This is a genomic window from Prevotella fusca JCM 17724, from assembly GCF_001262015.1.
GTDB classification, from domain to species: Bacteria; Bacteroidota; Bacteroidia; order Bacteroidales; family Bacteroidaceae; genus Prevotella; species Prevotella fusca.
Window position 1 is genome coordinate 56,878 of sequence record NZ_CP012075.1, and the last position, 16,567, is coordinate 73,444.

10 protein-coding genes are annotated in these 16,567 nt (G+C 44.1%); 4 read left to right on the top strand and 6 right to left on the bottom strand.

Annotated elements, in window-relative coordinates; all coding sequences use genetic code 11:
* Positions 1-71: 71 nt before the first annotated feature.
* The 5 genes from ADJ77_RS07615 to ADJ77_RS07635 all read right to left on the bottom strand — a co-directional run bounded on the left by ADJ77_RS07615 (position 72) and on the right by ADJ77_RS07635 (position 7,791).
* The gene (locus ADJ77_RS07615) at positions 72-1,490 is read right to left on the bottom strand and encodes a PepSY-associated TM helix domain-containing protein (protein WP_025077371.1); all 1,419 of its coding nucleotides are present in this window, start codon (positions 1,488-1,490) and stop codon (positions 72-74) included.
* A 298-nt stretch (positions 1,491-1,788) separates the two neighbouring features.
* On the bottom strand, positions 1,789-2,544 hold the full coding sequence (locus ADJ77_RS07620; RefSeq protein ID WP_025077372.1) for an ATP-binding cassette domain-containing protein: 756 nt from the start codon (positions 2,542-2,544) through the stop codon (positions 1,789-1,791).
* Positions 2,525-5,884, bottom strand: a complete 3,360-nt coding sequence (gene secA / locus ADJ77_RS07625; RefSeq protein ID WP_050696244.1) for a preprotein translocase subunit SecA — start codon at positions 5,882-5,884, stop codon at positions 2,525-2,527. The genes ADJ77_RS07620 and secA overlap by 20 nt, the downstream gene beginning before the upstream one ends.
* A gap of 362 nt (positions 5,885-6,246) precedes the next feature.
* Positions 6,247-6,609: a hypothetical protein gene (locus ADJ77_RS07630; RefSeq protein WP_025077373.1), complete on the bottom strand. Its 363-nt coding sequence runs from the start codon at positions 6,607-6,609 to the stop codon at positions 6,247-6,249.
* Positions 6,610-6,615: 6 nt separating this feature from the next.
* On the bottom strand, positions 6,616-7,791 hold the full coding sequence (locus ADJ77_RS07635; RefSeq protein WP_025077374.1) for an Lnb N-terminal periplasmic domain-containing protein: 1,176 nt from the start codon (positions 7,789-7,791) through the stop codon (positions 6,616-6,618).
* Between the two features lie 154 nt (positions 7,792-7,945).
* On the opposite strand from ADJ77_RS07635, the gene ADJ77_RS07640 reads away from it, so the two are divergent.
* From ADJ77_RS07640 to ADJ77_RS07655, 4 genes are all read left to right on the top strand, one after another.
* Entirely contained in the window at positions 7,946-9,253 is a 1,308-nt protein-coding gene (locus tag ADJ77_RS07640; RefSeq protein ID WP_025077375.1) for a hypothetical protein, read from the top strand.
* Position 9,254: 1 nt separating this feature from the next.
* Positions 9,255-9,905: an LPS export ABC transporter periplasmic protein LptC gene (lptC, locus tag ADJ77_RS07645; protein WP_025077376.1), complete on the top strand. Its 651-nt coding sequence runs from the start codon at positions 9,255-9,257 to the stop codon at positions 9,903-9,905.
* A 6-nt stretch (positions 9,906-9,911) separates the two neighbouring features.
* On the top strand, positions 9,912-11,180 hold the full coding sequence (locus tag ADJ77_RS07650; RefSeq protein WP_025077377.1) for a hemolysin family protein: 1,269 nt from the start codon (positions 9,912-9,914) through the stop codon (positions 11,178-11,180).
* Between the two features lie 100 nt (positions 11,181-11,280).
* Positions 11,281-13,428, top strand: a complete 2,148-nt coding sequence (locus ADJ77_RS07655; RefSeq protein ID WP_025077378.1) for a peptidylprolyl isomerase — start codon at positions 11,281-11,283, stop codon at positions 13,426-13,428.
* Positions 13,429-14,927: 1,499 nt separating this feature from the next.
* Here the strand turns inward: ADJ77_RS07655 and ADJ77_RS07660 are convergent.
* On the bottom strand, positions 14,928-16,565 hold the full coding sequence (locus ADJ77_RS07660; protein WP_050696245.1) for a dipeptidase: 1,638 nt from the start codon (positions 16,563-16,565) through the stop codon (positions 14,928-14,930).
* Positions 16,566-16,567: the final 2 nt, after the last annotated feature.

Genomic DNA, 16,567 nt, shown 5'->3' on the forward strand with positions numbered 1-16,567 from the left:
TTTCACAGTGTTACATCTTGGTAACACCTTAGTGTAACCTGTTTCCCAACTAATGCCTGCTTGTAATATTTCTATAGCTTCTTGCCAGATACGATTACGAACACAATGAGTAGTCCTGCCATGAAGATGAAGAGGAAAGAACCTAATGCACCAGCATAGACCCTGCCCGTGTGTATCTCTAAGGCAAGGTTCCAAAGTGAGATAGGCTTGTTTTCCAGTTCCTCGGGCTGGTTTGCAAATGGTGTTCCGCTGAAGTAGCTCACGACACATTCCTTATTTGTAAAGTCTGAACTATAGCCCGAAATGGTTTGTCCGTCTGGTGCTGTACCCGGTATGCGGGGTGAGGATGTCATGTAGTTCTCGTATGGAATGATTGTACAACTGTTCCTGTCCCAGGAATAAAGCCCGTCAAAAGAACCAATCAGCCATCTTCCATAACAGTCACGCTGCCACACTGTCTGTCCCATCACACTGACTGGAGGCGGCGATGACACTTTGTGTGGCTTACTGTCGAAGGAACGTAAGGAGAAGAATCCCTCAGAAGTTGAGAGAAGCCAGTCGTGTAGCTGTTCGTCATAACGAATCATTCTCAGTTTGTCAAACCAGGCGTTGTCATTGTCCAAGGATGTTCCCGGCAATGGGCGTGTGCTGTTCGTAGCGAGAGCTATCATGACAGGAGGACGCAATGCCCATCCGGTCAATGCGATAAAAAGCGTGAGGAAGAATGTATAAATCCCTGTTTTTGTGTGCCATCGCAGAATGCGGACACTCCTTGGGCGTAGCCAGAACCATATACCTGTCACGCAGAGGACGATGAGGACAATGGATATTCCGTCCATGAGGAACTTCCCTACGGTGCCGAATAAAGCCCCACTGTGCAAAAGCCATATCTGGCGGAAGAGCGATACTTTGTTTTCATATCCCTCAGGTGCCTGTAGGTCAAGCCGTGTGAAACTCTTGTAAGGTGCTATGGCATAATAAAGATGAGAACGGGAGAGCACGACAAGGGTGTCGCCGTGTGTGGTTATATCTGTCAACAACTCATCATCGTCCGTCATTGGCAGAGGTACTGACAGCCAATGCGCATGTTTACCTGTTTTATATAGCCCCATGATACTGGCTGCAAAGAGGTCGCCCTGCGGTGTTGCGACCATTCCTCTTATCTGCCGATAGTCAGCACCCGTGGGCAATCCTTGGTTATAATCCGTGAAATGTGATGCTGTTGTGTCAGTCCGTATTATACCAGATGTGCCGTATATGAGTACAATGTCATGTCCGTCCGTATCTTTGTAGCGTAGTGTACCACGTAAAAGCCCATTGTTCCATTGCTTGAAAGTGTACTGGTCCGGTAATAGCCCACGGCTTATATTGATGTCGGAAAAGCACTGGCGATGATTGAGTATGATGCCTGACAGACAGAACATTATTAAGAAGAATGTGATTACGATACCAATCCATTTATGATATTTACGCCACGTTTTACGTTTCATGTTCCTGATGTTTGTGATATGTTTTCAACTAAGTTTAAACAAGATGCAAACTTACATACAAATGCAGGAATACGGACTCTTTGAGTCCCTAAATTGTCATCTTGGTGTTATGAATGCTGATGTCTTGCCTGGTGGGAAATAGAGCACCTGGATGATTACCGATGTTTGGAAAGACACAAGGGGATAGATGTGAATAGCCCCTTAGCCTTTAGAGGATGACTCTAAAAGAAAATCAGTGCAATCCTTAATCTCTTGGGAGATAAGTTAAAGGAAGGTTCTGAGCACAATGTGATTTCCTTCATAAGAGAAAATAGTTCTCAAGAGCTTTTATAGATTCTTCAGTAACTTCTGCAATGTTCTTTATAATAGAGCCGTTCTCCATCAGTACAATCCTGTCACTTATATCTATTGTATGGTGTAGGTTATGGCTCGAAATTAGAATAGAGGCTTGATGTTGTTCCTTGTATGCAGTCAGGAGTTTCTTTAATTGGTTCTGACTGCTTGGGTCAAGGAAGTTGAAAGGCTCATCAAGGATTACGAACTTCGGACAAGAGAGTAGGGTGGCAGCTATGCCGACTTTCTGCTTGTTTCCTGCTGAAAGCTCGCGGATATACTTCCTGTTGTCAAGAATATCGTCACCAAGAAAAGTATGGAAGTCGTTTAACAGTTCTTCCATTTCTTGCTCTACGATATTGTTGACCTTTGCAATGAAAGTAAAGAATTCCTTTGGTGTGAGGAAATCAATAAGGAAACTTTCGTCCAGATAGGCTGCGATATAACTCTTCCATGATTCTTCAAGATTGGAAACCAGAGTTTCTCTGTCCTTTACTTTTTCTCCATGCAGACTTGAATCACCATCAGCCAGACAGAAGTTTATGACGCCGTTGTCAGCCTTGATGAGGTTAAGTATTAAGCGGAAAAGTGTTGTCTTTCCTGCACCATTATTACCAACGAGGCCAATAAGCTCGTTGGAAGGGAAATAAAATTCGGGGATAGACACAGCTGCCTTATCCCCGAATTTCTTTATAAGGTTATTAACGGATATTGCGACCATGGCAATTCTTGAATTTCTTACCACTACCACATGGACATGGGTCGTTCGGACGTGGCATCTTGTCCGCACGATATGGAGTGTGGTTTACCTGCTGTGCTCCTTCGCGGGTATCCTGCTGTGCTGCAGCAACCTGACCTGGGTCATTGAGTTCAACCTTCTCCTCTTTGTACTGCTGTGTGCGCTCTTCCGGTGCAGCTTCCTGAATCTCGTCAGCTGGCTGCATCTCTGGAATCTGACCACGCATGAGTACACTTGCTGTGCGGTTGTTCATGTCGTCAATCATGTTGTCCCACAGCTTCACACTCTCCAGCTTGAAGATGAGTAACGGGTCTTTCTGCTCGTAAGAAGCATTCTGTACAGAGTGACGGAGATCATCCAGCTGGCGGAGGTTCTCTTTCCAGTCATCATCAATGATATGGAGCAGGATAACCTTCTCGAACTGCTTGACAACAGACTTTGCTTCGCTCTCGTAGGCTTCCTTCAAGTCGCAAGGAATGTTGTAAACACGCTTGCCGTCGGTGATAGGAACCATGATGCGCTCATACAATGCGCCCTGATTCTCATATACCTGCTTGATGATAGGCCATGCAACAGTCTGGATGCGTTCAGTCTTACGTGTGAATGCCTCCATGGCTGCCTGGAAGCTGCGCTCTGCAAGCTCATCTGTGTTGCCGCTCGTAAACTCTTCCTCTGTGAAAGGACATTCCATTGCAAGAACCTTCAGGAACTCTTCCTTGCAGCCCTCGTAGTCATTCTTTGCGATGATACTCAAGCAACGGTCCCAGATAATGTTGGAGATGTCCATACCAATACGCTCACCCATCAGTGCATGGCGACGCTTCTCGTAGATAACCGTACGCTGCTTGTTCATGACATCATCATACTCCAACAGACGCTTACGGATACCGAAGTTGTTCTCCTCGACTTTCTTCTGTGCACGCTCGATACTGTTTGAAATCATAGAACTTTCAATGCGCTCACCATCTTCAAATCCCAACTTGTCCATTACCTTGGCAATACGCTCAGAACCGAAGAGACGCATCAGCTTATCTTCAAGTGATACATAGAATACTGATGAACCCGGGTCACCCTGACGACCGGCACGACCACGCAGCTGACGGTCTACACGACGGCTCTCATGACGCTCTGTACCAATGATAGCCAGACCACCTGCTTCCTTGACTTCCTGTGAAAGTTTGATGTCAGTACCACGACCTGCCATATTGGTAGCGATCGTTACTGCACCAAGACCATCTACTGAACGACCGGCCTCGGCTACAATCTGCGCCTCTTTCAAGTGCTGCTTGGCATTCAACACCTGGTGTGGAATCTTACGCATATTAAGCATCTTGCTCAAGAGCTCACTGATTTCGACAGATGTTGTACCAACAAGACAAGGACGTCCCTGGTTTCTCATTGCTTCAACCTCGTCGATGACAGCTGCGTACTTCTCACGTGCTGTCTTATAAACACGGTCCTCCATATCCTTACGCAGGATCGGACGGTTGGTAGGAATTTCAACGACATCCAGCTTATAGATGTCCCAGAACTCACCAGCCTCAGTTGAAGCTGTACCGGTCATACCAGAGAGTTTGTGATACATACGGAAGTAGTTCTGCAAGGTAATGGTTGCAAAGGTCTGTGTTGCGGCCTCTACCTTTACATGCTCTTTAGCTTCGACAGCCTGGTGCAAGCCGTCGCTCCAGCGGCGACCTTCCATGATACGACCTGTCTGCTCGTCGACAATCTTGACCTCGCCATTCAGTACAACATACTCGTCATCCTTGTTGAACATGGTGTAAGCCTTCAAAAGCTGCTGCAAGGTATGAACACGCTCACTCTGAACGCCGTAATGAGCCATCATGGCATCTTTCTGGTCGATATATGTCTGCTCGTCAATGAGCTTTTCATCTTTCTGTTTCTCAAGTGCAGAGAGTTCTGTGGCAATGTCAGGCAATACGAAGAGCTTGTCATCTTTCACCTGTGCAGCCAGCCATGCTGTACCCTTGTCAGTAAGGTCGCAGGAGTTCATCTTCTCGTCTGTTACGAAGTAGAGAGGCTCTATAGCCTTTGGCATTTCACGGTTGTTGTTTGCCATGTAATACTCCTCGGTCTTCAGCATACCTGCCTTGATACCTTCCTCTGAAAGATACTTGATAAGTGCCTTATTCTTAGGCAGTGCCTTGAACGAACGGTAAAGGGCAAGGAAACCTTCTTCCATCAATTTCTGACAAACAGCCTTGTCGTTGGCATTCTTCTGTGCTTCAGACAGCTTATGACGAGCCTCGGAAAGAAGTTCTGTTGCCTGCTTGCGCTGAACCTCATAAAGGCTCTGTACCAATGGTTGGAACTCCTCGAACATCTGGACATCGCCCTTTGGGACAGGACCACTGATGATAAGAGGTGTACGTGCGTCATCAATCAATACGGAGTCAACCTCATCGACAATGGCATAGTTGTGCTGACGCTGTACGAGGTCGGCTGGTGATACTGCCATGTTGTCGCGCAGATAGTCGAAACCGAATTCATTGTTGGTACCAAAAGTAATATCTGCCTGATAAGCCTTGCGACGTGCAGGAGAGTTTGGCTGGTGCTTGTCGATACAGTCAACAGAAAGACCGTTAAACATATAGAGAGGCCCCATCCACTCAGAGTCACGCTTTGCCAGATAGTCGTTGACAGTTACGACGTGAACACCATTGCCTGTAAGGGCGTTGAGGAATACCGGCAGGGTAGCAACAAGTGTCTTACCTTCACCAGTAGCCATCTCGGCAATCTTACCTTGATGAAGAACTGTACCACCGAAAATCTGTACATCATAATGTACCATCTCCCATTTCAAGTCATTGCCACCGGCGGTCCAATGATTATGATAGATAGCCTTGTCGCCATCAATAGTAATAAAGTCCTTGGATGGGTCGGCAGCAAGTTCACGGTCAAAGTCAGTTGCTGTTACAACCGTCTCTTCATTCTCAGCGAAACGGCGTGCCGTATCCTTGACGATAGAGAAAGCCACGGGCATAACCTCATCGAGTGCCTTCTCGTAGTTGTCAAGAGCCTCTTTTTCGAGTTTGTCTATCTGGTTGAAGATGACTTCGCGCTCATCAATCGGTGTTCCTTCTATCGTTGCACGAAGCTCTGCAATCTTCTCACGCTGTTCTTTGCCGGCATCCTGGACATATTGCTGTATTTCCTTTGTCTTTGCACGCAACTCGTCATTGCTAAGTGACATGATTTCCGGGTACGCAGCCTTTACCTTGTCTACGTATGGCTGAATCAACTTCATATCACGTGTTGATTTATCTCCGAAAAGTGCTTTTAATATCTTATTGAAATTCATTTCTTTTTGTTTTATGCTAATCCGATTATATGTTATACCCAGTTTGGGATTCTGTTTTTTGAAGTCTTAGCTGATGCCTTGAGGTTGGTAATGATGTTACCTGTGTTTTGTAGCCGTATTACAAAGGGCTTGTAATGTTGTTACAAAGGGCTTGTAATCGTATTACAAAGGCTTTGTAATATTGTTACAAAGGGTTGGTAAGTCTGGTAATGAATACCTGTCAGCCCTGTTCTGCTAAGTCAGAAACCTTAAACTTGTATTATATTCCTTGGATGATTGATTTTTATTTGCATCGAGGTTGTATGAACCCCAAATTGTCTTTGTTATCACGTCAGTATATTCCGATGAATACTCCTGTTACATTAAGATATGGCACTGGGGGCACGAATCTTAATCCCAGTCCTCAAGGAGGGGTTCGGAAGAAAGAGTTGCTGCTCTTGGTTATTGTTTGAATTAGAATTTAGTTCTGTAGAATACTTGTCAGATAAATCTGTAACGAATATTGCTTTGCTTTGTGCAGGTTCAATGTCTTCGTCCTCTTTAATCTGCTTGAAGGTTTCAAGAATTGACAGTATGTCCTGCTCTACGCCTTTGAATGCCTGTTGATGGCACAGGTCTTCGATGTTGACATCACCCAATGCAATCTTCAGCGCAGACTGATAGCTCTGCGCCTCTACTCCTGTTGCCGCAAGAACGACAAGTAAAGCGGTGATGTACTTATTCATTATCTTTTATCTCTTTGAGCCACCCGCAGTGGTGACCGACTTATTGATTCGTAAATGCAATATGCAATGTAATAGCAAGAATAATGCCACAATTAATACTGGCACAGGAATATCTTGGAAAAGACTTCCTGTAAATCCCAATACAATCAGAATTCCCCATATCTTCCACCAAGTACTTTTCTTCTTTTTAACCGTACTGTAAAGGAAGAACAGAGGAAGAGGATTGAAGAAGAACAGGATGAAATTCAAGCTGACACATGGGTGTTGAGAGAAAATCATTATAAAGAAGATGATGCCCATCAAGCCCGAAGTAAGCATCAAAGCTGCATCCCAAGCCCGGTAAAACTGCTGTTTTCGATAACTGAAGGTCATCATTATGATGCTGATAGCTGCAAAAATCAGTGCTATAGATAATGGAGAGAGTGGGAAAGCAGGCTCTTCCACTTCTTTTTCAGCTGCCAATAGTTCGTTTGTCTCCTTTACTAAAGGCTTTCCATTGTAAGTTGCTTTGTCAAAATCGTTCCTTAGATTCTCTGGCAGAAACTGCTGTTCCGGCTTTGTTGTTTTGTGGTCTGCATTAACGCCAAGCAATAAATCTTCTCCGAATTGTGACCATTCATATTTGTTGTTCCATTCATGTATCATTGAACGGAACGTAGCATCCTTGTCAACAGCAGGATATACAACCTTGCCATGCAGGTGGTTGACAATCATGTCACGTGCCCTGCTTGTACAGTTGTCGTAAAAGAAATTGTAACGATAGATCACATTTTCAGGCTTCAGGTTCTCTTGCAATGCTTTATGTATAAGCTGCTTGTCGTCTGAAGACAAGTTCAATACCTGTTCCGTTACACCCCGTCCCTCATAGCTATACTGTGCAAGAAACATATCCATAGACTGTACGCCCAGCCGATAGTCTGTCATGCCAAGAACAAAACGAAGGATGAAATAAGACTGTTCAAATGAAAAAATCCCGTAATTCAAGGCGAAATCTTCTCCATTCTGCTTGTCGTAATAACGAATTGCCGTATGCCCGTATTGCGCCCAGACTTCTTTACCCGGAGAGCAGGTTAAAAGGGAAATCTGAACACTGTCAGCGTTGCTCATAGACTGTGCTCCTGCTGTTACATTAACCACAGACAGGAGTAAAGTCAGTACAATATATAATAATCCCTTTTTCATTTTGACCGCAAAGATAGTAAAAAAGCGTGAGAGCACAAAGAAAGCTTATTAAAAATCAAAATCCCTTACTGTTTTTCTGCTATATAGATTTTTTTTAATAACTTTGCGCCATTATATCGTTTAGACGCATAGTCAGCATAAGAAATAAAAGCGAATGAAAAAGATAATAGCAGCAGTGTTCCTTGCAGGACTTACAGTACAAGTCTCTGCCCAGAGTGGAACTAATTCTCCATATAGCCAGTACGGTTTAGGAGCTCTGGCATCTCAGGCAACAGGTTTTAACCGTGGTATGAACGGATTGGCATACGGCTTTCATGAGCATAATCAGGTGAACTATATGAACCCGGCGTCATATGCCTCTGTTGACTCTCTTTCATTCATCTTTGATGCTGGCGTCAGCCTTCAGTTGACTAACTTTGACGAGAACGGCAACAAGGTTAATGCACACAATGCTGATATTGAATATGTCGCTGCGTCATTCAGAGTATTCAAGCATGTAGGCGTTAGTTTTGGTATCCTGCCTTACTCGAATGTCGGTTACAACTTCAGCAATACACAAAATGTCAATGCTTTCCCAAGCACATCTTCTCCAAATGCCACCTATTCTAATATTTATAGCGGCAATGGAGGTCTGCACATGGTTTATTTAGGTGCAGGCTGGGAACCTTTCAAGGGAATTGCTTTCGGTGCAAACATCTCATATTTGTGGGGAACACTGAATCGTAGTTCAACAAATACATACAGTGACAGTTATGTAAACACCTTGTCAAAGAACTATACAGCACAAGTGAAGAGCTATAAAGTTGACCTGGGGGCGCAATTCACTTGCCCAATAAACAAGAAGAATGAGCTGACATTAGGTCTTGCATACTCTCTCGGACATAATCTGGGGGCAGAGCCAGAGTGCAGCATTATTTCAACAAACTCACAGACAAGTGTTTCTGATACGACCCGTTATGTTGTGTCAAAGGCATTTGAGATTCCTCAGACCTTTGGTGTCGGCTTGATGTGGAATCACAACAACCGTCTGAAGTTTGGAGTTGATTATCAGATGCAGAAGTGGGTGAAGATACAATATCCACAGTTAATCACCATCAATGGCAAGACAAGCTACAGTCTTGTTGACGGGCAGTTTACTGACCGCCACAAACTTACTGTCGGTGGCGACTATTGTAAAGGTGAACGCTATCGTGGCTTCTTCAGCCGCATGCACTACCGCGGAGGTGTCAGCTACGCTACTCCCTATTTGAGAATAAATGGACAGGAAGGTCCACGTGAGCTTTCGGCAAGTTTCGGTGTTGGTATTCCTATCATAAATGGTTATAACAACCGTAGTATGTTGAATATCAGTGCAGAATGGGTTAATCAGAAGGCTGTTGGGCTCATCAAGGAGAACACATTCCGCATCAACGTTGGTTTGACTTTCAATGAGCGTTGGTTTGCTAAGTTCAAGGTTGAATAATATGCGTTCAAGCCTTTATTCACTTTTCATTGGTTTTGCATTATTTACAACGGGCTGGGCTATGGTTTCCTGTTCAGAGGAGCATGAGCACACAGCCCCTGCCATCCATGATCGTGACTCCGTTCCGGTTATGACCACATACGGTGTCAATACGCTTATTTCAGACTCGGGTGTCATCAAGTACCGCATTGTCACCGAACAACTTGAAATCAATGAAAACAGGCATCCTTCACGATGGACATTCAATAAAGGCGTCTTGCTCACACAGTTTGATTTAAAGAAACATGTCGTAGGATATATACAGTGTGATACAGCAGTATATTATGACAAGGACCGTCGTTGGGAGCTTCGTGGACGTGTGAGAATCCTCACGGCACAAGGTCTAACTTTCTATAGTAATGAACTGTACTGGGACGAGCGTAACCATGAAATGTGGTCATACAGCTACTCGCATCTCAAAACTCCAGACAAGGAGTTGGAAGGTAACTGGTTCCGCAGCGACGAACAGATGACCGATTATGAGATACGCCAGACAAAAGGTTGGGGTATCTTCTCCAATGATGAATTAATGCCAGCACCTAACCAAGACTTTACATCTATTGATATCACACATATTGACAATATGAAAGGTTCAGTAGTAAATCAACATTAAGAGAAATTGGATATAAATTTAATTATAGGAATCATAATAACAATGGTCCTCTCCGGCTTCTTCTCGGGAATGGAGATAGCCTTTGTTGCGAGTAACCGTCTTCTTGCAGAGATGGACAAGGAGAAAAACGGTATTGCTCAGAAGTGTCTGACCGTGTACTATAACAATCCGAATGGATTTGTTTCAACGATGCTTGTGGGAAACAATATTGTCCTTGTTATCTACGGTATTCTCTTTGCACAAATCTTTGATACAACATTGTTCAAAGGTATTGAAGAGCCTGCAACCCGTGTGGTCTTAGACACGATATTCTCAACGATCATTATTCTTTTTACGGGTGAATTCCTGCCCAAGACATTGTTCAAGAGCAACCCTAACCGGTTGCTGACGTTCTTTGCTCCATTGGCTTACGTCTTTTTCATCATACTGTGGCCTATCAGCCGCTTTGCAACATTCCTTGCACGTATCCTTTTGCGTATGGTGGGAGTAAAGATGGATGAGGAAGAAAATGACGGTACGTTTACGAAAGTAGATCTTGATTATCTAGTGCAGAGCACCATTGAGAATGCCGAGAATGAGGATGACATAGAGGAAGAAGTAAAGATATTCCAGAACGCCTTGGACTTCCAGGATACGAAGGTGCGCGACTGTATGGTGCCACGTACGGAAATCAATGCTGTTGAGGAGAACTGTACATTGCAGGAACTGCAGCAGATGTTTATTGAAAGTGGCAATTCTAAGATTGTTGTTTACGAAGGCGACATAGACCATATCAAGGGTTATATCCACTCTTCCGAGATGTTCCGTGCTCCGGAGAACTGGAAGGAACATATCCGTCAGATGCCGTTTGTGCCGGAGACGATGGCAGCACAGAAACTTATGCAGGTTTTTCTTTTGCAGAAGAAAAGTCTGGGTGTGGTCGTGGATGAGTTCGGCGGCACAAGCGGTATCGTGTCTTTGGAAGATATTGTGGAGGAAATCTTCGGTGATATTGAGGATGAGCACGACAATACGAAGTATATTGCCAAGCAGATAGCTGATAATGAGTACATCCTTTCGGCTCGTCTGGAGATAGACAAGGTCAATGAAATGTTCAATCTTGACTTGCCGGAGAGCGATGATTATATGACTCTTGGTGGCTTGTTGCTGCATGTCTATCAGAGTTTCCCTAAACTCAACGAAATCGTTACGGTAGGGATGTATGAGTTCAAGATTATCAAGAAGACTATGACAAAAATAGAACTCGTGCGCCTTAAAGTCAATTTAACAGAATAATTTGTGAATGAAAAATTATGATACTTGCCCTTTTTTTTGTATTTTTGTGGGCAATTTGTCATATTGAATAGAATAATTAAAATCAAATAATAAATCTAAAATGGCAGCATTAGGAAAAATCAGAAGCAGAGGTGGCATACTGGTAGCAGCTATCGGTCTGGCACTGTTTGCATTCTTAGCTGAGGAAGGCTTCCGCTCTTGTAATGGTATCAAGGGGGAGGCACGTCAGCAGATTGGACAGATTTTGGGCGAGAATATCAGTGTCCAGGATTATCAGAAGTTGATTGATGAATATCAGTCAGCAATTAAGTTTACCATGCAACGTGACAACCTCACCGAGCAGGAACTCAATCAGGTTAAGGATCAGGTCTGGCAGCAGCTGGTCAGCAACCGTGTTCTGCAGGCTGATGCAGAGAAGGTTGGTCTTACTGTTACTGAGAAGGAAATTCAGAATGTGTTGAATGATGGTACTAACCCGATGTTGGCTCAGACTCCATTCGTTAACCAGCAGACTGGTCGTTTCGATGTAAACGCTCTCAAGCAGTTCATCGACAGTTACAATAAGGCTAAGGCATCAAAGTCACCACAGCTTGATCAGATGCAGGCAATCTACGATTACTGGCTCTTTATCGAAAAGAATCTCCGTACACAGCTCCTTGGTCAGAAGTACCAGGCACTGCTTGCAGGCTGTGTGCTTTCAAATAAGGCTGAGGCTAAGATGGCTTTCAAGGACAACAACGAGGAAAGTCAGGTGCAGCTTGCTTCGTTGGCTTACAGTTCTGTAAAGGATGCTGATGTCAAGATTACAGATGACGACCTCAAGGCGAAGTACGAGGAACTCAAGCTGGCATTCCGTCAGGATGTTGAGACACGTGACATCAAGTTCGTTGATTTCCAGATTAAAGCCAGTGCAGCAGACCGCAATGAGATTGTAAAGGAAATGGATGACCTCCAGAAGCAGCTCGTTACAGCAGCTGATCCGGCAACAATCATCAGTAAGAGCGGCTCTGAGATACCTTATATCGGTCTTCCTGTAAGCAGCAAGGCTTATCAGCAGTATCCTGACATTGCTTCAAAGATTGATTCTCTTGCTGTGGGAACAACCGGCGTAACTGAGAACAAGCAGGACAATACATTGAATATTATCCGTGTCTTTTCAAAGGAGCAGTTGCCAGACTCAGTACAGTTCCGTCAGATTCAGGTTGCAGCAAGCACAGCTGACGAGGCACGTGTGAAGGCTGACTCCATTCAGAAGGCTTTGGCTGGCGGTGCAGATTTTGAGGCACTTGCAAAGCGTTATGGTCAGACTGCAGAGAAGGTGTGGTTTACTGGTCAGCAGTATGAATTTGCTCCAACAATGAGCCAGGATAACCGTACTTTTGTTAATGCACTGCTCAATGGTGAGGTAAATGCTACTCAGAACCTTGCACTTGCACAGGGTAATATCATCCTGCAGGTACTTGATAAGAAGGCTATGACCACAAAGACAACTGCTGCAGTTATCAAGAAACTCGTTGACTTCTCTAAGAACACACGTAGTAATGCTTATAACAAATTCTCGGAATTTGTAGCAAAGAATACTACGGTAACTGAGCTTGAGAAGAACGCTGCCAAGGCAGGTTATCACGTACAGTCTCTTAATGACATTTCAACAGCAGAGCACTATATTGCTGGTATCCGTGGTACACGTGATGCTCTCAAGTGGCTCTTCGAGGCTAAGCAGGGTGATATGTCACCTCTCTATGAGTGTGGTGACAATGATCATCTCATGGTTATTGCTTTGACAGCTGTTCATCCACAGGGCTATCGTGCATGGGATGATGCACAGGTTAAGGAAATCCTTAAACGTGAGGTAATGAAAGACAAGAAGGCTGAGAAGCTCATGGCACAGCTCAAGGGTGTAAACTCAATTGCAGCAGCTCAGTCAAAGGGTGCAAAGGTAAGTACGGTAAATCAGATTACATTCTCTGCTCCAGCTTTCGTACAGGCTACAGGTTCTGTTGAGCCGGCACTCTCCGGTGCAGTGGCTGGAACTGCAGCAGGCAAGTTCTCTAAGGCTCCTGTAAAGGGTAACGCTGGTGTCTATGTCTTCCAGGTAGACAAGAAGGCTATGCGTGCAGGTTCTAAGTATGATGAAACTTTGACTATGCAGCAGACTGCCCAGATGAATATGCAGCTCGTCGGCAACTTCATGCAGGATCTCATCCTCAAGGCAAAGGTTGTTGACAATCGTTACCTCTTCTTCTAAGAGATTTATACCATAATATATATTGAGGGTGTGTCACTTGTTGATACACCCTTTTTGGTTCTTCTGTTAAATGCGTAGATTGGAAACAGAATAAAGGTTTGTACACCTGCATGGTATGACTATACAAAATCAGATGGTCTCATAAGGGAGGGGATAAACTACAAGATAAAATGCAGAAAAGGTAAATAAACACGATGTCTACCTGTTACTATGTCTTTCCGCCTTCTACAAACGGCTTATTCCCATGTTGCTCAATGTTTGTAAACTATTTTCATGCACTTCAAAGCTAACACATGGTCTTTTGGCTTCTAAAAGACGCCCAATTGACTTGCAATAGATGCCCTTTTGAGGTCTAACTAACGCCCTTTTGAAGTCCAATTAAGCACCTTTTCTTGCACGACTTTATAACCAACTGATTTACTGTTGGTTGTAAACTTGCTTTTTACACGTGTTTTTGCCTTTATCTGTAGGTGTTTTGTCCGAAATTATGTCATGATTTTTCAAATCATTATCTACGGATTTCCAACGTATTGACATGAAGAAGTTTTCTGCGTCGGAGGTTGAAAATAAAATAGGTAGTCAAGACCGTCTTGGCTATGTTTTTTGTTTAATAAATAACTTCGGTTCTTCCGTTAGACCCATATCGGTCATTAGAGCCTAAACAGATTTTGTTTTGTTGTCGAACAGATTGCCTGTTTTTGCAACGCAGGCGTAGCGGGCTACGTCAAGTTACAAAGACAGACAAGATACCGACAAGAAACTAAAAGATGTTAGGAAACAACACAAAAGTAGGAATTATGAACATTGTGGCCCAATGAGATTTGGATTAAAGCTATACGAAAATTGTCCACGCATTTAACGAATGAACTTTTCTTTGTTTTAAGAAGATATGTGTCGGATTTTTTTCTTGGTGAAAACCGGTAAGGTCGCACAGGTAACATCATTGGCAATCCCTGACAATGGTATTATCAACGAATGGGAATAATGGGGGAAATGATTTGTGAGTCCAGTCTTTCTTAATCCTCTAATGATTTGGTTTATAGTGAGCACTGGATAGGATGGTATGAATGATTTGTAAGGTCAGGTCTTCATATCGTCTTTCTCTTTTCATATTGAATTTGGAAAACACACGTTTTCCATGTCTGAATTTTCCTTACAAAGTTAATAGCCAGTATTGCATGGAAATCATTGTTAAATAAGAGAGACTTATTTGTTTGTAACTATAACTTTATCAGCAGATTATAAAGCTGCACTAATATAGGTGTGGTTACTTAGGCTTCAATTGAGCCTTATTTGAGCTTCAACTAAGCATCTATTGGACGTCAATTGGTGCTTAGTTGGAGTGCAATTAAGCACCAATACGATTTAAGGTGTTGAATTTTTAAGACAAAACTCATCTGATAATAAAAGAATAGGGACGCACAAAACCGTGCGTCCCTACAATTTGTCTGTATGATTCCCTGTTTGTATAGGAGGGAATGTTTTAGAATAAAGCCAGTTTATTGGTTAGGCATAACGAATTTATCGCCAGTCTGCTTGATCAGTTCACGCTTGAAATAATCACTGTAGCCAGGACGCTGAACACGCTCGCCAAGACCTGTCTTTGTGCGCAGGAACTTTCCGTCCTTCTCTGGCTTGACAGCCATATCATTGAATTTCACAATCAGGTAAGTTGCCAACTGACGCCAGCGTGCAATCATCTCGTCACTCTTCTGTACAGAGTAGTCGTTGAGATACTTCACGGCAGCTTCCTTATCGGTGGCATAGAGTGCCTGTGCCTTGGCTTCTACCTCCTTCTGTGCGGCAAAGTAAGAGTTGTCAAGAGAGTCGCGCACCTCTTTCAAGGCTGGGAAAAGCTGGGAGTAGCGTGGGTAAACCATGTTGCTGACCCAGTTGCATACCCAAAAGGCATTCTTGTCAGAGAAGGTGACAGCATCAGCACCCGGTGTGTTGAAACACTCGGCACGGCGAGTATTGCTGCAATAGATTGGCACGTAGGCAACCATATTGCCGTCATCGTTACCGAACCAGATGATTCCACCTATCTCACGTGGCAGCGATGAACGGAGCTGGGCAATGTAGGAGAAGCCTGTCTGCTGTGTTGAAATAGGACGCTCGTTGAAACATTTTTTGCCATCTACTTCAAATTTGAGTGGAGTGGGGCGGTAAGGTGAGTTCCAGATACCCTGTGCAATGTCCTGATCGAGTGACAGCGGAGTACCTTCATAGTGGTCACGCATGCAATCTTCCATCTTGGCAACATCAAGTTTCGTGTCTGGTACAATCCAAAGCGGCATGTCCTCAGCATTAGGGTCTTTACCCAATGCCCATGGTAACCAGCGTGACATATCCTTGAAGTGATTGAAATAACTCCATACACGAGCTTCACACCAGCGTCGACCACCGAAGTCGGGTGCAGCGTATGTCATTTTCCAGTTGAATTCCTTGTCTTTTCCGGTGAACCATCCCTTAGAACGTGCAAAGCTGATACAGTTCTTGGATGTGATAACCTCTGTGTCATAAGTTGAGAACTGTCCGATGCGGCTCTGGTTGGCATGGGCAGAAATCATTCCGTCTGGGATGCGTACGGCAACCCATACAACCTTCTGTTTCTTGTCGCCTCCACAGCCCTGCATTTCAAGCAGCCATACCTCATTAGGGTCGGCAATGGTGAAAGTCTCACCACCAGAGTTATAGCCGTAGGTTTCAACAAGTGAGGTCATTACCTTGATAGCCTCACGGGCGGTCTTGCTACGCTGCAGTCCGAGATACATCAGTGAACCGTAGTCGATGATACCCGCCTTGTCAACCATTTCTTCACGACCGCCGTAGGTTGTTTCACCAATACTTACCTGATACTCGTTGATGTTGCCAATCACATTGTATGTTACTGCAGCCTCTGGGATAAAGCCATGGCTCTCATGCGTGTCATAATCAATTATCTCACGTCGGTCGCTTTTTGCGTGTGTTCCGGCAGGATAATGGCACAGGTTAGTAAACAGGCCGTAATCATCAGCGGTATAAGTCACGAGGACGGAACCGTCCTTTGTAGCTCCCTTTGTGGCAATGAAGTTGGTACACGCATTGGCATACGTAATCATTGTCAGGAAGAACAGTGTTGCAAATGATTTTTTCATAA